The sequence below is a fragment of the Arthrobacter pityocampae genome, assembly GCF_002927275.1.
Taxonomy (GTDB): domain Bacteria; phylum Actinomycetota; class Actinomycetes; order Actinomycetales; family Micrococcaceae; genus Arthrobacter_D; species Arthrobacter_D pityocampae.
On record NZ_PRKW01000003.1, the window covers coordinates 483,171 to 504,620 of the forward strand.

Below are 21,450 nucleotides of genomic sequence, written 5' to 3' on the forward strand. Positions count from 1 at the left end.
CCGGTCACTGATCGGACACCGAGAGTGCGCCGATCGTCCACCGGTCAGCTGCGGTCGGGGCCAGGGCGCCGCCCCCGTAGTGTGGAGGGCATGGAATCACCGATCGAGAGCTACCTGAAGACCATTCACCGGGAGATCTCAGATCTGAGGGACGGCAAGCCGTACAGCACCATCCCCGCGATGGCGAACGTCGACCCCGACAACTTCGGGATCTGCCTGACGACGGTGGACGGCTACATGTACGAGGTCGGTGACACGCGCGAGGAATTCACCATCCAGTCCATCTCGAAGCCCTTCACGTACGGGCTGGCGCTGGCCGACCTCGGCATGGAGGCCGTCGACGCGAAGGTCGACGTCGAGCCCTCCGGGGACACGTTCAACGAGATCTCGCTGGCGCCCGGGAGCGGCCGCCCGTCGAACGCGATGATCAACGCCGGCGCACTCACGGCCACGTCCCTCGTCCGGTCGCGGGGCGGCAACACGCGCTTCAAGCGCATCCTCGGCACCTACTCGCAGTTCGCGGGCCGCCAGCTGGGCGTCGACGAGGAGATCTTCCGCTCGGAGGTGGAGCACGGCCACCGCAATCGGGCGCTCGCCTACCTGCTGCGGTCCTTCGACATCATCGAGGACGATCCCACGCCGGTCATCGAGGACTACTTCCGGCAGTGCTCGGTCATGGTCAACTGCATGGACCTCTCGATCATGGCAGCCACGCTCGCGAACTCGGGGCGGAACCCGATCACCGGGGTGGAGGTGCTGGACCTGCTCTCCGTGGAACGCGTCCTGTCCGTCATGACCACGTGCGGCATGTACGACGACGCCGGGTCCTGGATCAGTACCGTGGGCATGCCCGCCAAGAGCGGGGTGGCCGGCGGGACGATCGCCGTCCTGCCCGGCCAGGTGGGCCTCGCCATCTACTCGCCGCCGCTGGACGAGCACGGCAGCAGCGTCCGCGGCATGGCCGCGAGCCAGCGCCTCTCCCGCGACATGGAACTGCACTTCGTCCGGGCGGCGCGGGCCGGGAAATCGGCCATCCGCGCCGCCTACGACATCCGGGCCACGCCGTCGGGCATCCGCCGCACGGACGAGGCGATGGACGTCCTCCGCGAGCACGGCCATCGGGCGCGCGTGATCGAGCTGAACGGCGACCTGCTCTTCGCGGGCACGGAGTCCATGGTGCGTGAACTGAGCGGACTCGACGACGACGTCGACTTCGTGATCCTCGACCTGCGGCGCGTCGACGAGGTCGCCGACGTCTCGCTGCGGCTGCTCGGCGAGGCGCGGGAGAACCTCACGAAGGTGGGGTGCGGCCTCGTCCTGATCGACGGCGAGGGCACCCTCGCGGAGACCTTCAAGGACGTGGACGTGCCCGTCCCCACCTTCGACACGCGGACCGCCGCCGTCGAGTGGTGCGAGAACGAGCTCATCACCCGGCACGGCGGGGACCTCCTGCTCCCCTCGACGGTCGAGGTGTCCCAGTGCCCGGCGCTGAGCCCGCTCACCGCCGAGGACATCGAGTCCCTGACGCTGCGCATGGAGGACCGCACCTACGAGAAGGGCCACGTGGTGCGGCGGGTGGGGCAGGTCTTCGGCGGCGTCTACTTCATCCTGTCCGGCAAGATCGTCACGTCGGTGCCCGGGCCCTCCGGCGAGCGCCTGAAGCTCACCACCCTGAGCGCCGGCATGACGTTCGGCGAGCTGGCGCTCGGCAGCGACGACCGCCAGGAGACCACCGTCAAGGCGCTCGAGGACGTGCACGTGAAGGTGCTCACGGCCTCGGCCATCAGGGCCATCGAGGAGGAGGACCCGAAGCTCGCCGTCGAACTCTGGAAGGCGTTGACCCGGGACGCCTACACGCGCGTGGACCTGTACCTGCGCGAGACCGCGGTCCGGATCCGGGACTAGGGTGGTGCGATGACGGTATTGATCGCGGGCTGCGGAGATCTCGGGACCGAGGTGGGGCTGCGCCTGGCCGCGCGGGGCGAGCGCGTGGTCGGCTGGCGCCGCTCCGCCGAACGCCTCCCCGCCGCGATCGAGGGCGTGGCCGTCGACCTCACGCAGCGCCTGCCGCCCGTCCCGGCGGACACCGACGTCGTCGTCATCGCCACCGCCGCCGGGGACCGCACCGAGGCCGCCTACCGCAGCGCCTACGTGGACGCGACCCGCAACATCCTGGCCGCCCTCGAGCGCGACGGCGTGACGCCCCGGCGGATCCTCTTCGTCTCCTCCACCGCGGTGTACGGGGATTTCGACGGCGCCTTCGTCACCGAGGAGTCACCGGCGGAGAGCACGGCGCCCACGGCCCGGCTGGTCCGCGAGGCCGAGCAGGTCCTCCTCGAGGCCCCGGTCCACGGGACCGTCCTCCGGCTCTCGGGCATCTACGGCCCCGGCCGCACCCGGCTGATCGACCAGGTGCGCAGCGGGAAGGCGGTGCTGCCGGCCGAACCGCAGTGGACCAACCGCATCCACCGCGACGACGCCGCGGCCGCCATCGTCCACCTCGTCACCGCGGTGGCGTCCCCCGCGCCGATCTACCTCGGCAGCGACGAGCTGCCCGTGGACCTCGGCGAGGTGCTGCGCTTCCTGGCGGCCGAGCTGGACCTGCCGGACCCGCCGCGGGGCGAGGCGTCGTCGGGCCGGGGCGGTGCCCGCCGCGTGGACAGCAGCCTGCTCCGCGCCACCGGCTTCACCTTCCGGTACCCGACCTACCGCGAGGGTTACCGGGCGGTGCTCGCCGGGCAGGGCGTCAGGCACCCCTAGGCGCGGGCAGCCTCCGCGGCCGCCCGCGCCCGCGCGATGAGGTGCCCCAGCCGCACGAGCGACCACACGAAGATACTCACGACGAGCAGGTTCCGCAGCGTCAGCAGGACGGCGACCGCGGGCTGCAGGTCGTAGCGCAGGGCGTCGTAGAACACCGGGTAGACGAGCGTGGTGAGCGCGGCCGTCGCCAGCATCGCGAGCGCCGGGTAACGCCACTCCGCCGCCTTGTCCAGCACGAGGCCCGCGGCGATCGTCGCCGTGATCCACAGCATGAACTGCGGCGAGCCCACCTTGTTGAACACCACGAGGGTGCTGACGAGGGCCAGCGACCCGGTGGCGAGCAGCGCGGCCGGCTCGGCGCCGCGGTGCAGGGCGATCCCGAGGAACACGGCCACCAGGACCACCGTGAGCGCGAGCAGCGGGGACATGAGGTCCCCCACCAGTCCGCTGAGTGCACCCCGGACCTCCATGGTGTTGATGACCTCGTCCTCGAAGAAGTAGGCGCCGGAGGACCCCGTGATGGCCTGCCACACGCCCGGAGTGCTGAGTGGCGCCTCGAGCTGCATGCCGCGGGCGCCCTGGGCACCCAGGAACCCGGTGAGGTTGCGGACGTCGCCGAACACCGCCACGACGACGGCGATGCCGGCGGTGACGGTGATGCCGGCAGCGAGGATCCGGAGCCGGCCCTCCCGGACGACGACGAGCGCGGCGAGCACCACGGCGGCCGGCCACACCTTCATCCAGGTGGCGGCGCTGAGCAGGAGGGACGCGGCGAACGGCCGTGCGGCGACGATCAGCAGCGCGGTGATGACCAGCGGCGCGGTCAGGCCGTCGATCCTGCCCACGGCCACCGGCCCGAGGAGCGCGGTGGCCGTGAGCCACCAGTAGGCGGCGGTGAACGACGACGGCGTGCCGCGCCGGACGAGGGCGGCGACGCCGACGGCGTTGAGGCCCGCGAAGAGCAGGAACCAGGCGAACTGGTAGAGGTGGGGCCCGAACACGGCGGCGGCGAGCATCGGGGCGAGGGCCCCGGCCGGGTACACCCACGCCGTGTCGATGCCCTCCCAGACGCCGTCGCCCAGGGCCTGGTACGCCCACTCCCGGTAGAAGCGGACGTCGCTGAGCACTCCCCCGCCGAGGATGAACGGCAGCAGCCGCGCGAGGAACCCGGCGTGGATGACGGCGAAGAACAGCCAGACCGAGCGGGCGCTGTTGCGGGTCTCCGGACGGGGCGGGCGGATGCGCACGGGTGCTCCTGATCAACGGGTGGTGGCAGCGGCAATCGTCTCACCCGCCGCGCGACCCGCGCCAATCCGTGACCGACCCCCGTGACAGGTGCGCCGCCTCCGCCCGGTCCACCTAGCTCCGGGAGGGCACGTACCCGAGCGCCTTGTCGACGACGCCGGGCAGCGGCCGGCCCTCCCGCCACAGCAGGAAGTTCCGCTCGAACTGGGCGGCGAGGTCGTCCAGCCAGGTGTCGGTGTTGCTGGCCAGGTGCGGGGTGACGAGGACCGTCGGCAGCGACCACAGCGGATGCCCCGGCGGGAGCGGTTCGACGGCGAACGTGTCCAGCACGGCGCCCGCGATCCGCCCGTCCGCGAGGGAACGGACGAGGGCCTCCTCGTCCACGAGCCGGCCCCGGCCCACGTTGATCACGACCGCGGTAGGAGGGAACGCCGCGATGACCTCCGCGTTCACGAGGTTCTCGGTGGCCGGGGTCAGCGGCGCCACGAGGACGAGCCAGTCGACGTCGCCCACCACCCGCGCGAGGTCGGCGGAGGCGTGGACGCGGCCGAAGTCGTCGTCGTGCCCGACTGCGGTGCGGCCCGCTCCCTCGACCTGCACGCCGACCGCGCGCAGGAGCCGCGCCGTGGCGCGGCCGATGCTGCCCGTGCCCACGACGAGCGCGCGGGTGCCGGCGATGTTCCGGCCTTCGCGCCACGACCACTGTCCGGCCCGCTGCTGGTCGCGCAGCTCACCGAAACCCTTCGCGGCGTGGAGCATGGCCCCGAGGACGTACTCGGCCATCGGCTGGTCGAAGATGCCGTGCGCGTTCGTGACGACGACGTCGGACGCCACGAGCCCGGGGAACAGCAGCTTGTCCACTCCCGCCGCGGCGACGTGCAGCCAGCGCAGGGACCCGGCGGCATGCCATGCGGCGGGCAGCGCCCCGGAGAAGTAGTCCCACAGGTAGAGCACGTCGGCGCCGTCGAGCGCGCGGTCGAGGTCGGGGGCCTGCACGATCCTCACCTCGGCGAGGTCGGCGACGCGCTCGAGCCCGCGCACGGGCCGCGCTCCCTCCAGCACGGCCACGACCGGCCGATCACGCACCGGACTCCCCGGGGCTGTGCGCCAGGGGTCCTGCCTCGGTCGTCGCCCGCGCGTCCTGCGCCGGCCCGTCCGCCCCGGCGCCGCGCTCCGGCCGGTACTCGGTGGACAGGTCGCGGAGGTAGCGGAGCACCACGATCGCGACGGCCGCCGTCGGGACCGCGAGGAACGCGCCGACGAGCCCGAACAGTGTCCCTCCCAGGGTGACGGAGGCGAGGACGACGGCGGGGTGGATCTCGAGCGTGCGGCCCACCAGCAGGGGCTGGATGAAGTTGCTCTCGAGCTGCTGGACCAGCACCACGAGGCCGAGCACCACCAGGGCGCTCACCCAGCCGTACGCGAGGAAGGCGACGAGTGTGGCCAGGAGGCCCGACACGATCGCCCCGACCACGGGGATGAAGGCCGAGAAGAACACGAGCACGGCCAGCGGGATGGCGAGCGGGATGTCCAGCAGCACGAGGCCGAGCCCGATGAAGACGGCGTCGACGAGCGCGACGGTGGCCTGGGCGAAGATGTAGGAGGAGAGCGTCTTCCAGGTGCCGCTCGCGATGGTCGAGGCGTGGCCGAAGGCGGCGGAGTTCGTCCAGCGGGACGCCCACGGCATGAAGCGGTCGCCGTCCTTGAGGAAGAAGAACGTGAAGACGAGCGCCAGGACCACGACGACGGTCAGCGAGGTCAGCTCGCTCAGTCCCGCCGTGATCCCTGAGACGACGTTCCCGACGTTCGACTGGAGCTGGGCCAGGGCCGTGTCGACGACCTCGTCGAGGCTGGCGGCCTCGAGGTTCAGCGGCGGACCGGCGACGAAGTCCGCGAGGTCGGCCACGTTGTCGCGGGCCAGGCCCGAGAGTTCGGTGACGCCGCTCGCGATCGCAGGGATGGTCGCGGCCCCGATGCCGGCGACGACCCCGAGGAAACCGACCAGCGTGAGGAGGGCGGCCAGGACCTTCGGCAGGCCGCGGCGGAGGAACCGGTTGACGGGCCAGAGCACCGAGGCGAGGAGCAGGGCGAAGAGCGTGGGCAGGACGATCGACCACAGCGCCCCGGTGACGTACCAGAGGACCACGAGGCCTGCGAGGACGATCAGCGCCCGCGCGGTCCACACCGCGCTGACCCGCAGCCCGTCCGCGAGCGCGCGGGGGCGGAAACGGCGGGCCACGGTGGACCCGTGCGGCTCGGCGGCCGGGATGTCGGTGTCGTCCGGGATGTCGGTGTCGTTCGGGCCGCTCGGGCTCTCGGGGTGCTCGCGTGTCACGTAGCCATCCTGCCCTACCACCCGGCCGTGACGGAGAATGAACCCATGAGTTCCGCACCACTCACCCCGCCTCCCCGGCAGCAGGAGCGCGCACGGTCCACCCGTGCGGCGATCATCCGAGCGGCGGCCGGTGTCTTCGAGGACCACGGGTACGGGAACACGTCCCTGGCCGCCGTCGCCGCCGCGGCGCAGGTCACGAAGGGCGCGCTGTATTTCCACTTCGCCTCGAAGGACGCCCTCGCGGTGGCGGTGATCGAGGAGCAGCACGCGATCGCCTCGGCGGACGGGGCGCGCGTCCAGGCCCTGGGGCGGCCGGCGCTGGAGACGATGGTGCTGGTCTGCCGCGGCTTCACCCTGCAGCTCATCGAGCATTCCGTGATGCGCGCCGGGATCCGCCTGACCTTCGAGGCGTCGGCCTTCGGACACGACGTCCGCGGCCCTTATCTCGACTGGGCCGTGCGCTTCGGGGAGCTGTCCAGGACGGCCCAGCAGGACGGCGACCTGCGGCCGGACCTCGACGCCGACGCCTTCGCCCGGGTGGTCGTCGGCTCCTACACGGGGGTGCAGATGGTGTCCAACATCCTCACCGGTCGGGCGGACGTGATCGAGCGGCTCGCCGATCTGTGGACGATGCTCCTGCCGGGCGTCGTCGGAGCGGACCGGCAGGAGCGGGTCCCGCAGCTCGTGGCCCTGTTCCGCGACGGCCCCTCCGACTAAAACCGGTCGAACGGTTTGTTTTTGCTCCGGTCGTCGGTAGTGTTGGTGCCGGCACTGCAGGGTCTCCGTGGGGGAAGCACCCTGCCCGGTCCGTCGAGGGCCGTGCCCCGGGCGTCCACGGTCGCGCTTCGCTTCCGTGGGTCGCCCGAACTAGGCTTGCCGGACCTCCCCGACGCCAGCAAAGGTGACGCATGCGCTACGTGAAACTCGGTTCGACCGGCCTCGACATCTCCCCCCTCGCCCTCGGCTGCATGAGCTACGGCTCCCCCGACCGCGGCAACCACGCCTGGACCCTCCCGGAGGAGCAGAGCCGCCCCCTGATCCGGGCCGCCGTGGAGGCGGGCATCAACTTCTTCGACACCGCGAACGTGTACTCGGACGGGTCCAGCGAGGAGATCGTGGGCCGTGCCCTGGCCGAGTACACGCGCCGGGAGGACACCGTGATCGCCACGAAGGTGCACGGCCGGATGCACGAGGGGCCCAATGGCGCCGGACTGTCGCGCAAGGCGATCCTCGCGGAACTGGACAACAGCCTGCGCCGCCTCGGCACCGACTACGTGGACCTCTACCAGATCCACCGGTTCGACCCGACGACACCCCTGGAGGAGACCCTCGAGGCCCTGCACGACGTCGTGAAGGCCGGCAAGGTGCGCTACCTCGGGGCGTCCTCGATGTACGCGTGGCAGTTCTCCAAGGCCCTCTACCTGCAGCGCATCAACGGCTGGACCCGGTTCGTCACCATGCAGGACCACTACAACCTGATCAACCGCGAGGAGGAGCGCGAGATGTTCGGGCTGTGCGCGGACCAGGGCATCGGCGTCCTGCCGTGGAGCCCGCTCGCGCGCGGGAAGCTCACGCGCCCGTGGGACGAGACGACGTCGCGCTCGGAGACGGACGAGTTCGGCAAGACGCTCTACGGCACCCTCGACGCCGACCGTCGCGTCTCGGACGCCGTCGGGACCGTGGCCGAGGCCCGCGGGGTCCCCCGCGCCCAGGTGGCCCTCGCCTGGGTGTCGCGCAACCCCGTGGTGGCGGCGCCGATCGTCGGGGTGGGCAAGCCCGGGCACCTCGAGGACGCCGTGGCCTCCCTGGATCTCGAGCTGACGGACGCAGAGGTCACGGCCCTCGAGGAGCTCTACGTGCCGCACCCCCTCATCGGGTTCTGATGCCTGTCCTTCCCGGCGTGCGCTGACCCGATGCCCGCCGACCTCGTCCTCCACAACGGCCGCGTGTTCGACGGCCTGTCCCTCCACCCCACCGCGACGGCGGTCGCCGTCGCCGGTGACGCCATCGCGACCGTCGGGACGGACGCGAAGGTCCTGGCGGTGACGGGCCCGCGCACCGACGTCGTGGACCTCCGCGGACGCCTCCTCACCCCCGGTTTCACGGACGCCCACGCGCACACCTTCATGGGCGGCATCGAGGCCCTGGCGTGCAACCTCGAGGGGCACCGGGGAGCCGGCGGCGTGCAGCGCGCCGTCGCCGCCCATGCCGCCGGCCCGGGCAGGAACCAGGACTGGATCACCGGGGCCGGCTGGTACAAGGGAGACTTCGACGGCGGGTTCCCGGACGCCCGCGTGCTCGACGCCGTCGTCCCGCACCGTCCGGTGCACCTGATCAACCGGGACCACCACAGTGCCTGGGTCAACACGGCGGCGCTGGAGCGGGCCGGCATCGACGCGCGCACCCCGGACCCGCCGGACGGGCGGATCGGCCGCAGGGCGGACGGCTCGCCGAGCGGGATCCTGCACGAGGGGGCGATGTCCCTGGTCGCCCGGCTGCTGCCGCCGGTCACGCGGGCCACCGTCGAGGCCGGGATCCTGTACGGGCAGCGGCACCTCCATGCGCTCGGGGTGACGGGCTGGCAGGAGGCGATCATCGGTGACTACGCCGGGTACCCCGACGCCGCCCCCGCCTACCGTTCGCTCGCCGCCTCGGGGCAGCTGACCGGCCGGGCGACCGGTGCGCTCTGGGTTCCGCGGGGACTCACCCTGCAGGACATCCCGGACCTGATCGGGGACTTCCGCGAGCGCCGGCGCATCAACGCGGAGGCGGGCTTCCCGACCTCCAGTGCCAAGATCATGGTCGACGGCGTGCCCGAGAACCGGACCGCCGCCCTGCTGGAGCCCTACGAGCCCGTCGGCTGCGACTGCGTGCCGGCCTCGGCCGCGGACCGCGGGCCCACCTACCTCCCCCCGGAGGTGCTCGACGCCGTCGTCGCCGCCCTGCAGTCCGCGCGGTTCGACCTCCACCTGCACGCCATCGGCGACCGCGCCGTCCGGACGGGCCTCGACGCGGTGGCCCACGCCCGGACGCACGTGCCGTCCGGCGGCTCCTGGCGGCCCCGGCACACCATGGCCCACGTGCAGCTGGTGCATCCCGACGACGTCCCGCGCTTCGGGGAGCTCGGGGTGACCGTCAACGCGCAGGCGCTCTGGGCCTGCAGCGACGAGCAGATGCGCGCCCTCACGGTGCCCCTGATCGGCGAGGACCGCGCGCAGTGGCAGTACCCGTTCGCGTCGATGCTCTCCGGTGGGGCACCCCTCGCGATGGGCTCCGACTGGTCCGTCTCCGACGCCGACCCGTGGCAGGCCCTCCATGTGGCGGTCAACCGGACGCACCCCGACCATCCGGGCATCCCGCCCCTGGTGCCGCGCGAGGCGCTGACCCTCCGGGCGGCGCTGTCCGCCTACACGGCGGGCTCCGCCCGGGTCACGCGGTCGACGGCGGGGATTCTCCGCGCCGGCCTGCCCGCGGACCTCGCGGTCCTCACCGTCGACCCGTTCGCGCTCGAGGCCTCGGAGCTGCACACGGTGGCGGTGGACCTCACGGTCGCGGGCGGGCACGTGGTCTTCGAACGGTAGCGGGTCACCAGCGCCGGAATCCGCCCTCCGTGCTGAGCACCTGGCCCACCATCCACCGGCCGTCGTCGCTCAGCAGCCACGCGATGAGCCGCGCCGGGTCGTCCGGCTCACCGAAGCGCCCCGACGGGCAGTGCGTGAGGACGTCCCGGAGTACCTCCAATGGCCGGTCCGCCGTCCCCTCGTCCAGGTAGCCGGTGTTCACCGGTCCCGGGTTGACGGTGTTGAGCAGGATGCGCCGGTCCACGAGGTCGTCGGCCACCGAGGCCGTCAGCCCGGCGAGTGCGGCCTTAGACGCCGCGTAGGCGATCTCCCCGGGCATGGGGCCGGCCACCTGGCCCGAGGTCATCCAGATCACGCGGCCGCCCTCGCGTCCGTCGTGCTGGTCCGCGAAGTATTTGGTGGCCAGGAGGGTGGAGCGGGTGTTGACCTGCCAGTGGGCGTCCAGGTCCTGCCAGGAGATCTCGCCGAGCCGCCCGTCGCCCCCGCTCCTCGCGTGGTTGCAGACGAGGCCGTCCAGGTGGCCGAGGGCCCCCGCCGCCGTGATGAGCTGTTCGCCGCCGTCGGGGTCCGCGAGGTCGATCCCCGCGTGGGCGAGCTCCGCGCCGTCGCGCATCCGGCCGCGGATGCCGGCGACCACGGCGTCGATGCTGTCGGCACCCCAGGGCTGCTCGTCGTCGTGCGGCGCGAAGTGGTGCAGGAACAGGCTTGCGCCCATGGCGGCGAGGCGGGAGGCCACGGCGTAGCCGATGCCCTGGCGCCGGCTCACCCCGGTGACCACGAAGGTGCGGCCCGACAGGGGGTAGGGAGAGTTCATGACCCCAGCCTAGGTGTGGGCGCTTCGCTAGGCTGGAGGCACCACCGAGCCTCCCGAGGAGATCCATGCGTCCGACCACGAGAGCCCGCATCCTGACGGCCGGCGCGGCGGTGGCCCTCGGGCTGTCCGGCTGCGCTGGCGGGCCTGTCCTCGACGTGCTGGAGCAGGACCAGAAGGACCAGGACGTCCTGACCATCCGGACGGACCTCGACGGCATCGACCTCGCGACCACGCGGTTCCTCGCCGAGCAGGACGGCGTCGAGTACTTCGCCGCCCGGCCGACCGCCGGCAGTGCGAGCGAGGACACCGTCTGCCTGCTCGCGGAGGAGGGCATCGGGGTGGGCCTGGAATGCGCGCCGCTCGAGTCCGGGGCGGCCGGTGCGGTGATGCGCGACAGCCGGGCGACCGTGGCACTGCTGCCCGACGACATCGACCGCAACGCCGTCACGGACGACGGCTTCGCCCTGCTACACCCTAATCTCGCGATCCGTCCGGCCGACGCGGGGTGAACCGGCGCTGCGAACCGTCCTCCGTGCAGGACGTGGTGGACACTCCTGTCCCGTCCGTGCCTAGCATGGGAGCACCAGGAACGGACGGAGATGGAGGAGCCATGGCGGTTGCAGGGGACGACGGCGGCGAACTGATCATCGGGGACGTCACGCACACGGGCGGTCGCGCCCTCGCGATCGGCCTGTCCTCCTCGACGGACAGCGCGGGCCGGCCGATGGTCAGCGTCGGCTGGGTGGAGCAGGGTGAGCAGCTCGGGCTCACCCTCGACGAGGCCGTGGCGCTGCGCGACGAACTGACGCGCATCATCGACGACGCCGGAGGCGCGCGCCCCCAGGACGACTAGGCCTGCACCTGGCTCGTTCCCACGGTGATCCGGTGGTTCTGCTCGCACTGGAAGACGGCGAGTGTGCCGGGCGGAACCGGCCCTTCGGCGGGCCACTGGTCCTCACCGAGTTCGACGAGCGTGGAACCGCAGCTGGGGCATCGTGCATCCATCAGTTCTTCTCCCTTCCTTCGCGTGATCATTTCTTACTACCCGCATGCCGCGGTCCGGGCCAGGAGCAGGAAACCACTGGAGCGCGAGGGCGCGCGTGCCTATAATCGGGCGTGCTCACGGCCGGCGTCGATCTCGCAGCGGAACCGAAGGGCACCGCCCTGGCCGTGATCGACTGGTCCGGCACCGCAGCCACGGTGGAGGTGACCCTCGGGGTCCCGGATGCCGCGATCGCACGGGTTGCCCCCGACGTCGACCGCCTCGGCATCGACTGCGCCTTCGGGTGGCCCGACGACTTCGTCGCCTTCGTCACGCGCCATGCCGAGGGCCTGCGCGTGGACGGCGGCGGGGCGGAGGGTCTGGCGTGGCGCCGCCGCCTCTCCTACCGCGCGACGGACCGCGTGACCCGGGAGCTCACGGGCCGGTGGCCGCTGAGCGTCGCCACGGACCGGCTCGGCCTCACGGCGATGCACTGCGCCGCACTGCTGGACGCGATCGGCGAGGCCCTGGGTGCACCCGTGGACCGCGCGGGCGGCGGCACCGCCGTCGAGGTCTACCCCGCGGCCACGCTGCGGGGCTGGGGTTTCGACACGCGCGGCTACAAGAACGACGACGGCGTGCGTGAGGCCCTGCTGGACAGGCTCCTGGCACGGGCGCCGTGGCTGGACCTCGGGAGCACGGTCCGGCAGCTCCTGGTCTCGTCGGATGACGCGTTCGACGCCGTGATCGCCGCCCTCGCCGCCCGGGCGCACGCCCTCGGCCGGACCCATCCGGTCCCGCGGGGGTACCGGGACCAGGCGCGCCGGGAGGGCTGGATCGCCCTGCCCGTGGGACGGTTGGAGGAGCTCGCACCGCAGGGTGCGCGGCGCGGGGAACCGGGATAGGAGGCAGCGCCCATGGATCTGGCCGAACGGGCGGGGGCCCTGTACGTGCTGCCACTCGATCGTTTCACGGCGGCGCGCAACGCCGCGGCGAAGGACGCGGCGCAGGACGGCGACGGGGAACTCGCCGCAGCCCTCCGGGCGCTGCCCAAGCCGTCGTCGGCGGCGTGGCTCGTCAATGTGCTCGTCGACCGCCGTCGGGACGAGGTGGAGCAGGTGCTGGAGCTCGCCGCTTCGCTCCAGGAGGCGCAGGCGAGCGTCGACCGGGCACAGCTGCACGCGTTGGGCCAGCAGCGGCAGCGCCTCCTTGCCGCCGTCGCACGGCAGGCGCTGGACGCCGCCGCGGAGGTGGGTCACGACGTCGGCCCCGCGGCGCTGCCCGGCGTCGAACAGACCCTGCGGGCGGCCCTCGCCGACCCGGCTGCGGCGGCTGCGGTCCTGACCGGGCGGCTGGTGCGCCCCCTCGAGGCGAGCGGCTGGGATCCGGTGGATCTCGACGGCGCCGTGGCGGGGCCGTTCACGCCTCCGGGAGCTTCCTCCGGTTCAACCTCCGGTTCAGCTTCCTCCGGTTCGGTGGCGGGAGCCGAAGGGTCCGGTCCTGGCGGACAGCAGCGCGAAGAGGCCGAGGCCAGGCTGGCTGCATTGCGCCAGGCGCTGGTGGATGCGCAGGACCGGCTTGCGGCGACGACCAGGGCGTCGGAGCGCCTCGCCCTGCGGCGCGACGGGCTGACCGCCTCCATCGAGGACCTCGAGGACCGCCTCGGTGCGCTGCGGCGGGAGCTGGCCGACGTCGACGAGCAGGGCAGCACCCTGGCCCGCGAGAAGGAGACCGCTGTGCGCTCGGTGACCGAGGCCGGGGAGGCGGAAGCCGATGCGGCCCGGGCACTGCGGGACGGGTGACGCCGGCCCCGGGATCAGGTCGGAGTTCGCCTAGGTCAGAGTTCGCCCACGTCAGAGTTCGCCCACATCACAGTTCGCCCACATCACAGCTCGCCCACGTCACAGCTCGCCCACGTCGATACCCGGCGCGCCGCCGTCGTCGTGCGGGTGTCTCCTGACCTCCCGCTGGGCGCGGTCGGCGAAGCCGTGGAGTGCGCGACGGTCGCCGGCGGAGAAGCGGTGGGGGTACTGATCGAGGATGCAGAAGGTGCCGATGTTCCATCCTCCGGGGCCGCGCAGCGGGTACGCCGCGTAGAACCTCAGCGAGGGCTTGCCCGTCACCAGCGGGTGGTGGCGGAACTGCTCGTCGCCCAGCGTGTCGGGAAGCACGAGCGGGGCGGACGCGTGGACGACCTCGCTGCAGAAGGTCTCCTGCCGGGGCAGGAGTTGGCGCAGCGGTCCGACGGAGGCCTTGAGGAACCGGTGATCCGCGCCGATCAGGGCGACGCTGGCTGAACTCACCTCGAAGGCGTCGCGGGCCTCGCTCACGAGGGCGTCGAGCGCCGGGGCCGGACCGGATGCCAGCAGGCCGCTCGCGGTGAGCGAGCGCAGGCGCTCGGTCTCGGCTTCCTCGTCGGTGAGCAGCCAGGCCGCGGCTGCGCTGATGGTCGGGCTGTCGGTGGTCCGGACACCGCCCATCGAGTCGAGGATGTACGGGACGCAACTGGGGAGGTTGCGGTCCCAGAACATCTCGTTGAGGGCGTGCGCGAGGATGTCCCGGTCCAGGTCGCCCAGGTCCGCGTCGTCGTCCGGCCGGCCCGGCTCGGCCTGCAGGAAGCGCTCCACGTGCGCCTCGGTCCGCCGTCCGCCCAGTGCGCAGTAGTCGAGCCAGACCTCCTCGAGGGAGAGGCCGCCCGTCGACAGCGCGGTGAGCATCAGCTCCAGTTGGATCTGATGCACGGCGTCTCTCCTCGAGGTACTGGGTCATGCTGTCCCCCAAGAAGATCAGCATGCTTATTGTTCTACGGTAGCGGAGGATCGGGTCGAGGAGAAGTGCCGACGTCCTCCTGGCGTGACCCGGCAGCAACCGACCGCGGGTCGTCGATGCCGCAGCGTGCGGCGAGATCCGCGATGGTGTCCACCGTGGCCACCCGTCGGGTGCCGCCCAGACCGGGCACGGGAAGGGGGATGATGGGCGGCACGGTCGTGGGTAGCGTTGCCGTGGCGGCCCCCGTCATCACGAGGGGTGCGACCTCGTTGGCGAACGGCCAGCCCATTCCCTCGTCGGTGGCCAGGTCCCAGTTGTACGCACCCCGGAGCGAGGGGTGAGTGGCCTGCAGCGTCCTCCAGGCGCCCGAGACGGCGGCGAGGGTCGAGTAGTCCGCCGCCCGGCCCAGGCCGAAGCCGACCCCTACCCGGCCGGCGTCGCCCATGCGCGCCACCCACTCCCCGACGGACGCGACGATGTAGTTCTCGGCGGCCAGTCCGGGTCCGTCGTAGTACTGCGGGTTGACCATGTCCAGGGCGCCGGCGTCGATCATCGCCCTGCAGTGCGCCACGTCCGCCGGACGCCAGGGGGCAGGCGGGCTGGTGATCGCGAAGCTCTGGCCGTAGAAGGACTTGAGTTGCCGGGAGATCCAGATCATCTGGTCGGTGGCGGGCTGCTGCTCGCCCTCATAGGTGTTCCAGTCGAGTCCGTCGAATCCACCGAGGTCGCCGTAGATGCGCCTGATGCTGTCCAGGAAGGCCTGGGCCCGCGGACGGGTGGAGAGGTCGACGTTGGCCCCGGCCCCGCCGACCGTGAGGATCACCGTGCGCGTCCTCCGCAATTCAGCCAGATCCGCCGTGAAGTGGGTGGCCGCTCCGCGTCCGTTGCCCGGACCGGTCCACTGCACCGCGCCGGTGGTGCCGGGCGCGCCGCCGACCGGGGAGGCGGAGAACAGGAAGACGGTGTTGTAGTGCGAAGGAATGTCCCTCAGCCGGATCGGTGCACCCCAGGACGTCCAGTACCCCGCGACCACGCGGTTCGGAAGTGGCGCCATGATTCTGCTCCTCGATCTCGGGACCGGTTTGTCGTACGGATAGCCCTCGGGTACCGGCCGCTCCGAGGGGTCGGCGGGGCGCAGCACCCCACCGCCGGCCCCGACTGCCGGTCTCAGGACGGGAGGAAGTCCGGCCAGGGAGGCCGCTCCCAGGAAGAACGAGCGGCGGGTGATCATGTCCTGCCTCCCGCCGCTCGTCCATGTGTCCTGCCTACCTGGCGTCGTCGCCCTTGCCGCACGCCACCCCGTCCTTGTTGGAGTCCAGCCCGAGATAGTCCTCGTCCTGGACCGCGAGTCCGTCGGGGATCAGCGCCCGGACGTCCTCACAGAGGTAGAACGCGGCCATCTCGGGTCCGTCCATCCCCGTGTGGCCGGCATGCTCGGCCGCGAGCCGCGGCGGGACGGGAGGCAGGCAGGCCCCGTCCGTGCCGTAACCCGGCACGCAACCGCCTGCCAGTGCCGCATCGGACACGTCATCGCCGTCCAGGCCCTTGTCCGCGTCGCTGGTCATCCTGATGCCCTGGGCCTGCTCGGGCGCGGGCTCGTTGACCCCCTCGGCCTCGGGTGCGACGTCCGCGATCGGAACGTCGGCCTCGGGGACCTGCGCGTCCGGACGGGCGTCGGGGGCCTTCACGGGAGGCGATACCAGGGGTTGCTCCGCGCCGGGTGCGCCCACGGCGGAATCGACGGCGCACCCGGTGAGCAGGAGCAGTCCTGCTGCAGCGGCTGCCACGAGTTGTGCTCTCATCGGACGTTCACCATCCTTGCAACGGAGGGGACACCGCCGGCATCGAGGACCGTGAGCATGTACGGGCCGGGAGGCAGCAGTGCGGGGTTGGAGGGCACGGTGGCGCGACGAGTCGCGCCGGTGCCGGTAATGGGCAGGTCCACCAGGCGGGCGTTGGTGTCCGTCTGGTGCGTGGCCGAACCCACGGCGGTGAGCGAGGCGCTGACGACGTCCCCGGTGACGCCGAGGTCGAGGCCCGCACCGTAGCCGGCCGTCCCGGGAGCTGCCGTGATCGTCGGGCGGGTGCCCTTGAACAGATAGCCCGGCTCGTAGATCGAGACGCGCATCTCGAACGACCCGTCCGCCGGGTTGGAACCGAAGACCGCGACGCGGCCGTCCATCAGCACCAGCGAGGAGGAGTGGTAGTTGCGGCCCACCGGGTCCGCCGCCACCGTCGACCAGGCGTTGGTCGCCGGGTTGTAGGTCGCCGCGCGCAGCACGTTGCCGGCACGGGGCCCGGTGCTGCCGTTGGAGGACAGGACGGTGCGGTCGGGCAGCGTCGTCAGGTTGACGTACATCCGCCCTTCCGGCCCCGGAAGGGCAGGTCCGGGCTTCCATGCGGGGCTGGCCGAATTGAGGTTGATGAGGTCGACGCTGTTGGTCGCACCTCCCCGATCGGTCGATCCGCCGCCCGCGATCATGAAGGTCTGGTTCTGCGCCGGAGGGAGCAGGACCGAACTGGCCTGGTCACGCAACTGTCGGTCCCGCAGGCCCGGGACGTCGCCGCTGGTGGCATTGCGCCAGTTGTGGATGACCGAGCCTGTCGCTGACGGCGAGTTACCGAAGGTGTAGCCGCCCGTGAAGAACAGATTGCCGTTGGCCATCAGGAAGAAGTGCGGGTAGGTCCCCCAGTACCGGTTGGTCTGGGGGGTGGCCGTGCGCGGCTGCCACTGGTTGGTCGCCGCATTGAACATCTCGACGGCGGTCGACCCCTTGGCCACACCATCGCGATTGTCGTAGCCGCCGACCGACCAGATGTTGCCGTTCTCCAGCTTGGTCAGCGTCGGGTACCAATGGCCGTCGATCGTGTCGTTGACCTTCGTGTAGCTGTCGGTACCGGGGTTGAAGATGTAGGACTGCTTCGAGCCGATGTAGCCGATCGCGCCCCTGTGTCCCGCGTAGCCGTCCGTGCCACCGCTGATGAGCACCCTGCCGTCCGGAAGGGTGACGTGCCCGGCGCAGAACATGTCGTAGGGCACCGGGATCTCCTTGAAGGCACCGGTGGAGGGGTTCCACACGGCGCTCTTGAAGGTCCCGGCGTCGAAGTCACCGGTGTTGTTGCCCGAGCCCGCGAGCAGCAGCACCCGACCGTCGCGCAGCAGCGTCGAGTGGATCGCCCGTGCGGGCAGCGGCGCGTTCGCGACGGTCCAGCGGCCCGTTGCCGCCAGACCGGTCGGTGGAGGCGGCGTCGGCGTCGGCGTCGGGGTCGGCGTCGGCGTCGGCGTCGGAGCGGTGCCGCCCGGCAGCGTGACGGTCGCCCCGACCGTCGCGTGCTGGCGCAGCCAGTCGGCGGAACCGTCATGACCCGAAAGCACGTAGCCCCCTGCCGGAATGGCCATTCCGGGTTTCAGGTCGCTGCGTGCGGAAACCCGCCCGTTCGACGCGACCGCAGCCTCGAAGCCCCACTGGTTGGCCGGACTCGCGGTCCCCGTGTATCGGACCAGGAAACCGGCCTGGCGGGGCACGTTGGTACCGTTCAGGACGCGCTTGGCAGCCCCGATCTGGACCTCGTTGGCCGCGGGTGGAATGATCGGAGTCGGGGTCGGGGTCGGGGTCGGAGTCGGAGTCGGCGTCGGCGTCGGTGTCGGGGTCGGCGTGGTCGTGCCGCTACCCACCTGCACCGTCGCACCGACCGGCGCGTTCGTGCTCAGCCAGGTCGCAGAGGCCTCATGTCCGGACAGCACGTAGCCCCCGGCGGGGATCGCCATCCCGGGCTGGTAGCGCGACACAGCGGTCACCTTGTTGTCCGGCCCGACGGCGACCTCGATGCCGTACTGGTTGGCGGGGCTGCGGGTGCCGGTGTACCGCACGAGTGACCCGGCCGCGCGGTAGATGTTCGTGCCGGTGAGTGTCCGGACGGCGGAGCCGATGCGGACCTCGTTGGCGGCGGGAGCCGTCGGCGGAGGGGTGGTGCCCCCGAAGTTGATGGTGACCTTCGCCGCGGCGCTGCGGCCCGGGGGCCCACCCCATGTGCGCACCCACTCCTCGTCGAGGACGTGCGCCTCCACCGAGTATCCCGCCGTGTTCGGCAGGGTATAGGTCCGCGTGCCGGGGAGCTCGTACGCCCCGTCCCTGGTGGTCATCCGGCCGGCGACGGCCCAGGAGCTGCGCCAGGTGCCGTCCGTGCGGGAACCCGCGGCCGGAGCCGTGGCCTCGGCGAGCAGGATCTTGCCCTCACTGTTCTCGGGGACCTGCCGGGTGAAGTCGGGGTGGTAGAGCCACCACTCGACCTTGACGATCGCGCCGCGCGCAGGCTGGGTGGCCCGAGCGCTCGCCTCCAGGGGCACGGTGCCGCTGAGGGTGGCACCGGGGGCAGGCGCGGACATGGTGACGGCGACGCACTGCGTTCCCCAGGGACAGGGCGCGGCGCTGGCAGGAGAGATACCGACCAGACCGACCAGAAGCACGGTGGTCAGCACGGCCAGGTACCGGCCCAGTAACGCCCGTAGAGATTTCATCGGATCCCTTTCTTGTCCCGTGACGGATCAGTCGCGGGTGTAGATGAGCCAGTTGTCACCCGGAGCGGATGACGCGGGGAACGGCTCGAAGGCCAGGGCATACGCAGCGCTCTCCTCGAGCGCGTCCAGGAAGACCGCCTGCGCAGCGTCCTGGTCCGGGTCGCCCACGCTGGAGCTGCGCAGGATCACCGTCTGGTACCGCTCGTCCCCGACGGCGGCCCGGATGCGGTCCTCCCCCTCGAAGTAGAGCTCGAACGTCGTCTCCCAGGCGATGCCGGGCAGATCACGCGTGTGGTAGTCGAGCGCGTCGGTGGCCGAGCTGATGTACAGGCCGCCCTGGGGATCGGATTCGATGGCCATCACCACGCTGCGGACGTTGGTCCAGCGATACATGGTGTCGGCGCGGACCAGGGGGAACAGCGCCATGATCAGCACCGCCATCACCACCGGGGTGACCATCAGCGGGTAGCGGGAGATTCGCGCCAGACCCCACCCGATCGGCAGAGCGAGAAGCATGACCGAGTAGGCCAGGTGCTTCTCGAACGAGACGGCCTCGCCGAGGATCATCTGACCGACGGGCAGCGCCGTCGAGGCGAGGACCAGACCCGACCCGAGAAGCAACAGCCGCCGGTCGCCGGCACGGAACATCAGCAGCAGCGACACCGCTGCGAGCAGCAGCAGGAAGATCAGATGATCACCGACGAGGGCGAGCAGGGCCCCCGTGGTGGTCGGGGACAGTGCCTGGCGGGCGGTCGTGGTGAAGGCGACGTCCCGGGCGAGCGATTCCCCCCAGAGTGTCCAGGCGGTGGCCAGCAGGCCCAGCGTCACTCCGGCCGCGACGAGGGCGCGGCGAGCCCCCAGGAAACCCAGGACGAAAGTCGCCGCGAGCACGACCGGCACGAAGATGCCGGCGGTGTACTTGGTCAGGGCGGCCAGCGTCAGCACACCGCCCAGCACGACGGCGGACGGGTAACCCCTGCGCGTCAGTCCCACCCATAGGCCGAGAGCGAGCAGGAAGATCACGAGGGCGTCGAACGTCCCCAGCCAACCGGTGAAGATCACCGGGCCGGAGAGCATGAACGTGGCCGCAGCGAGCAGACCGGCGCGCCTGCCCCACAGCTGCCGTGCCGTGCCGTAGAGGGCCATCGCCGTGCCGAGTACACAGACCAGACTGAAGAGCCGGACGAGGTAGAGACCCCCGACGGAGTCCAGCAGGGCAGCGAGCACGGGATAGAGCGCGGGCATGCCGGAGAAGAACGCACCGGCATCGCCGAGCGGACGACCGTTGACCCAGTGGTCGAGGTAGGCGTTGCCGGCGTTGATGTACAGCGCCTCGTCGATGAATGCCGTGTTGCGCAGGCGGACCGCGAGCGCGACACCGTAGGCAAGGACCAGTGCCAGGAGCAGCCACTGCTTCCTCTCCCGGCTCATGGGCGGGCGAACCGGTGGCGTGATCTGCGATGCCTCCGAAGGCATCAGTGCGGTGGCGGTCATGGCTCCTGCTTCTCTGCTCGTGCCCGGTGGGTCTGGTCGAACCGGTCGGTGGGTAGCTCGGTGTCTGCGGCGACGACCCGGCCGAAACACAGGCCCTGGGCGTAGTAGTGCTCGACGATCAGCGGCAGCGCCTCGATGGTGAGCGGCTTGCCGTCGTGCATGAGGAGGATCCCGCCGTCCGTCATCCCCTTGGACTTCTCCACCACCTGCTCGACGGTCGTGGCCTCGAAGTCCTTGGAGTCGACGGTCCACAGGACCTCGAGCATTCCGCGGCTCTCGACTGCAGCCCGGATCTCGGCGCTGGTGTTGCCGAACGGTGGGCGGAACAGCGGCGCGGCGTCATGGCTCAGGTCGCGGTGCGTGACCGTTGCCGCGTCGATGTCGGCCAGGGCGTCCTTCAGTCCCACGGCCAGCAGGTCGGGGTGGGTCATCGTGTGGTTGCCGAGTTGATGACCGGCAGCCAGCGTGCGCTCGACCAGACGGGAGTGGACCCGTTCCTGGGTCCCGGTGTTGAAGAACGCCGCAGGGATCTCGTAGTGGTCGAGCACGGCCAGGAGGTCGGGGGTGAGGTTGGTGGGTCCGTCGTCGAACGTCAGGGCCACGTAGCCTGCACAGGCAGCCGGCGGCTTCAGCTCCGGCAGGTAACTCATGTCCACGCGCTCGATCGATGCCTCGTCGCGAGGGATCGGGGTGGGCGGCAGCGGCTCTTGAGCAGCACACCCCACGAGGGAGAGCATGAGCACCGCGACGGCGGCCCCGACGTACGGGGCCACCCTGCGGCTCAAAACTCCTCCTTCGGCCGCAGCCGCGTCAACACGACCCCGGCCATGATGAACGCCACGCTGGAAACGATGATCCAGAATGCGTCCAGTCCCGTAGCCGCCAGCGTGGCGGCTGACGCGCCGGCTGCTGCAGCACTTCCATTTGCTCCGTACATTGGTCTCTCCTCCT

21 protein-coding genes are annotated in these 21,450 nt (G+C 71.5%); 9 read left to right on the forward strand and 12 right to left on the reverse strand.

The features are described 5' to 3' along the window. The first annotated feature begins 90 nt into the window (after positions 1-90). Together glsA and C4K88_RS08605 are read left to right on the forward strand one after the other, a co-directional pair. On the forward strand, positions 91-1,905 hold the full coding sequence (glsA, locus tag C4K88_RS08600) for a glutaminase A (protein WP_104121207.1): 1,815 nt from the start codon (positions 91-93) through the stop codon (positions 1,903-1,905). Positions 1,906-1,914: 9 nt separating this feature from the next. Then, positions 1,915-2,760: an NAD-dependent epimerase/dehydratase family protein gene (locus C4K88_RS08605; protein ID WP_104121208.1), complete on the forward strand. Its 846-nt coding sequence runs from the start codon at positions 1,915-1,917 to the stop codon at positions 2,758-2,760. Here C4K88_RS08605 and C4K88_RS08610 read toward each other — a convergent pair. From C4K88_RS08610 to C4K88_RS08620, 3 genes are all read right to left on the reverse strand, one after another. Next, entirely contained in the window at positions 2,757-4,007 is a 1,251-nt protein-coding gene (locus C4K88_RS08610; protein ID WP_104121209.1) for a glycosyltransferase 87 family protein, read from the reverse strand. The two genes, C4K88_RS08605 and C4K88_RS08610, sit on opposite strands and share 4 nt — an antisense overlap. Positions 4,008-4,119: 112 nt before the next feature. Continuing rightward, a complete protein-coding gene (locus C4K88_RS08615; protein ID WP_104121210.1) occupies positions 4,120-5,091 on the reverse strand; it encodes a D-2-hydroxyacid dehydrogenase in 972 nt (323 codons plus the stop codon). Further along, positions 5,084-6,340: an AI-2E family transporter gene (locus tag C4K88_RS08620; RefSeq protein ID WP_167399000.1), complete on the reverse strand. Its 1,257-nt coding sequence runs from the start codon at positions 6,338-6,340 to the stop codon at positions 5,084-5,086. Before C4K88_RS08620 ends, C4K88_RS08615 begins: the two co-directional genes overlap by 8 nt. 45 nt (positions 6,341-6,385) lie before the next feature. Here C4K88_RS08620 and C4K88_RS08625 point away from each other — a divergent pair, with 45 nt between their 5' ends. The 3 genes from C4K88_RS08625 to C4K88_RS08635 all read left to right on the forward strand — a co-directional run bounded on the left by C4K88_RS08625 (position 6,386) and on the right by C4K88_RS08635 (position 9,921). Continuing rightward, positions 6,386-7,057 carry a ScbR family autoregulator-binding transcription factor gene (locus C4K88_RS08625; RefSeq protein WP_104121312.1) on the forward strand — a complete coding sequence of 224 codons (672 nt, stop codon included), beginning with the start codon at positions 6,386-6,388 and terminating at the stop codon, positions 7,055-7,057. 191 nt (positions 7,058-7,248) lie between these two features. Next, positions 7,249-8,223, forward strand: coding sequence for an aldo/keto reductase (locus C4K88_RS08630; RefSeq protein WP_104121212.1), 975 nt, complete (start codon positions 7,249-7,251; stop codon positions 8,221-8,223). Between the two features lie 30 nt (positions 8,224-8,253). Beyond that, on the forward strand, positions 8,254-9,921 hold the full coding sequence (locus C4K88_RS08635; RefSeq protein WP_104121213.1) for an amidohydrolase: 1,668 nt from the start codon (positions 8,254-8,256) through the stop codon (positions 9,919-9,921). Positions 9,922-9,925: 4 nt separating this feature from the next. Here the strand turns inward: C4K88_RS08635 and C4K88_RS08640 are convergent, their stop codons facing one another. After that, complete coding sequence (locus C4K88_RS08640; protein WP_104121214.1) at positions 9,926-10,735, reverse strand: SDR family oxidoreductase; 810 nt, start codon at positions 10,733-10,735, stop codon at positions 9,926-9,928. A 65-nt stretch (positions 10,736-10,800) separates the two neighbouring features. Between C4K88_RS08640 and C4K88_RS08645 the strand changes: the two genes are divergently transcribed. Next, entirely contained in the window at positions 10,801-11,244 is a 444-nt protein-coding gene (locus C4K88_RS08645; RefSeq protein WP_104121215.1) for a hypothetical protein, read from the forward strand. Between the two features lie 101 nt (positions 11,245-11,345). Beyond that, on the forward strand, positions 11,346-11,588 hold the full coding sequence (locus C4K88_RS08650) for a hypothetical protein (protein ID WP_104121216.1): 243 nt from the start codon (positions 11,346-11,348) through the stop codon (positions 11,586-11,588). Here C4K88_RS08650 and C4K88_RS17350 read toward each other — a convergent pair. Beyond that, positions 11,585-11,740 carry a hypothetical protein gene (locus C4K88_RS17350; RefSeq protein WP_167399001.1) on the reverse strand — a complete coding sequence of 52 codons (156 nt, stop codon included), beginning with the start codon at positions 11,738-11,740 and terminating at the stop codon, positions 11,585-11,587. The genes C4K88_RS08650 and C4K88_RS17350 overlap by 4 nt on opposite strands. 111 nt (positions 11,741-11,851) lie before the next feature. Here C4K88_RS17350 and C4K88_RS08655 point away from each other — a divergent pair, with 111 nt between their 5' ends. Then, a complete protein-coding gene (locus C4K88_RS08655) occupies positions 11,852-12,622 on the forward strand; it encodes a DUF429 domain-containing protein (RefSeq protein ID WP_104121217.1) in 771 nt (256 codons plus the stop codon). Between the two features lie 12 nt (positions 12,623-12,634). After that, positions 12,635-13,519 carry a hypothetical protein gene (locus C4K88_RS08660; protein WP_104121218.1) on the forward strand — a complete coding sequence of 295 codons (885 nt, stop codon included), beginning with the start codon at positions 12,635-12,637 and terminating at the stop codon, positions 13,517-13,519. Between the two features lie 99 nt (positions 13,520-13,618). Here the strand turns inward: C4K88_RS08660 and C4K88_RS08665 are convergent, their stop codons facing one another. The 7 genes from C4K88_RS08665 to C4K88_RS17360 form a co-directional block, all read right to left on the reverse strand. Further along, positions 13,619-14,458 (reverse strand): GAF domain-containing protein, encoded by an 840-nt coding sequence (locus C4K88_RS08665; RefSeq protein ID WP_104121219.1) that lies wholly within the window; start codon positions 14,456-14,458, stop codon positions 13,619-13,621. Positions 14,459-14,520: 62 nt separating this feature from the next. Then, positions 14,521-15,540: a glycoside hydrolase family 18 protein gene (locus C4K88_RS08670; RefSeq protein WP_167399002.1), complete on the reverse strand. Its 1,020-nt coding sequence runs from the start codon at positions 15,538-15,540 to the stop codon at positions 14,521-14,523. A gap of 211 nt (positions 15,541-15,751) precedes the next feature. Then, positions 15,752-16,288, reverse strand: a complete 537-nt coding sequence (locus C4K88_RS08675; protein ID WP_146065656.1) for a hypothetical protein — start codon at positions 16,286-16,288, stop codon at positions 15,752-15,754. Next, positions 16,285-19,005 carry a galactose oxidase early set domain-containing protein gene (locus tag C4K88_RS17355; RefSeq protein WP_167399003.1) on the reverse strand — a complete coding sequence of 907 codons (2,721 nt, stop codon included), beginning with the start codon at positions 19,003-19,005 and terminating at the stop codon, positions 16,285-16,287. The genes C4K88_RS08675 and C4K88_RS17355 overlap by 4 nt, the downstream gene beginning before the upstream one ends. Positions 19,006-19,032: 27 nt before the next feature. After that, positions 19,033-20,499: an ArnT family glycosyltransferase gene (locus tag C4K88_RS08695; RefSeq protein ID WP_104121224.1), complete on the reverse strand. Its 1,467-nt coding sequence runs from the start codon at positions 20,497-20,499 to the stop codon at positions 19,033-19,035. Beyond that, a complete protein-coding gene (locus C4K88_RS08700; protein ID WP_146065659.1) occupies positions 20,496-21,284 on the reverse strand; it encodes a polysaccharide deacetylase family protein in 789 nt (262 codons plus the stop codon). Before C4K88_RS08700 ends, C4K88_RS08695 begins: the two co-directional genes overlap by 4 nt. Beyond that, the gene (locus C4K88_RS17360) at positions 21,281-21,436 is read right to left on the reverse strand and encodes a hypothetical protein (RefSeq protein WP_167399004.1); all 156 of its coding nucleotides are present in this window, start codon (positions 21,434-21,436) and stop codon (positions 21,281-21,283) included. The genes C4K88_RS08700 and C4K88_RS17360 overlap by 4 nt, the downstream gene beginning before the upstream one ends. Positions 21,437-21,450: the final 14 nt, after the last annotated feature.

What these genes read in the sequence shown, in the direction of transcription:
- glsA (WP_104121207.1), top strand. Translation starts at nt 91, where the DNA reads ATGGAATCACCGATCGAGAGCTACCTGAAGACCATTCACCGGGAGATC.
- C4K88_RS08605 (WP_104121208.1), top strand. Translation starts at nt 1,915, where the DNA reads ATGACGGTATTGATCGCGGGCTGCGGAGATCTCGGGACCGAGGTGGGG.
- C4K88_RS08625 (WP_104121312.1), top strand. Translation starts at nt 6,386, where the DNA reads ATGAGTTCCGCACCACTCACCCCGCCTCCCCGGCAGCAGGAGCGCGCA.
- C4K88_RS08630 (WP_104121212.1), top strand. Translation starts at nt 7,249, where the DNA reads ATGCGCTACGTGAAACTCGGTTCGACCGGCCTCGACATCTCCCCCCTC.
- C4K88_RS08635 (WP_104121213.1), top strand. Translation starts at nt 8,254, where the DNA reads ATGCCCGCCGACCTCGTCCTCCACAACGGCCGCGTGTTCGACGGCCTG.
- C4K88_RS08640 (WP_104121214.1), bottom strand. Translation starts at nt 10,735, where the DNA reads ATGAACTCTCCCTACCCCCTGTCGGGCCGCACCTTCGTGGTCACCGGG.
- C4K88_RS08645 (WP_104121215.1), top strand. Translation starts at nt 10,801, where the DNA reads ATGCGTCCGACCACGAGAGCCCGCATCCTGACGGCCGGCGCGGCGGTG.
- C4K88_RS08650 (WP_104121216.1), top strand. Translation starts at nt 11,346, where the DNA reads ATGGCGGTTGCAGGGGACGACGGCGGCGAACTGATCATCGGGGACGTC.
- C4K88_RS17350 (WP_167399001.1), bottom strand. Translation starts at nt 11,740, where the DNA reads ATGGATGCACGATGCCCCAGCTGCGGTTCCACGCTCGTCGAACTCGGT.
- C4K88_RS08660 (WP_104121218.1), top strand. Translation starts at nt 12,635, where the DNA reads ATGGATCTGGCCGAACGGGCGGGGGCCCTGTACGTGCTGCCACTCGAT.
- C4K88_RS08670 (WP_167399002.1), bottom strand. Translation starts at nt 15,540, where the DNA reads ATGGCGCCACTTCCGAACCGCGTGGTCGCGGGGTACTGGACGTCCTGG.
- C4K88_RS08675 (WP_146065656.1), bottom strand. Translation starts at nt 16,288, where the DNA reads ATGAGAGCACAACTCGTGGCAGCCGCTGCAGCAGGACTGCTCCTGCTC.
- C4K88_RS17355 (WP_167399003.1), bottom strand. Translation starts at nt 19,005, where the DNA reads ATGAAATCTCTACGGGCGTTACTGGGCCGGTACCTGGCCGTGCTGACC.
- C4K88_RS08695 (WP_104121224.1), bottom strand. Translation starts at nt 20,499, where the DNA reads ATGACCGCCACCGCACTGATGCCTTCGGAGGCATCGCAGATCACGCCA.
- C4K88_RS17360 (WP_167399004.1), bottom strand. Translation starts at nt 21,436, where the DNA reads ATGTACGGAGCAAATGGAAGTGCTGCAGCAGCCGGCGCGTCAGCCGCC.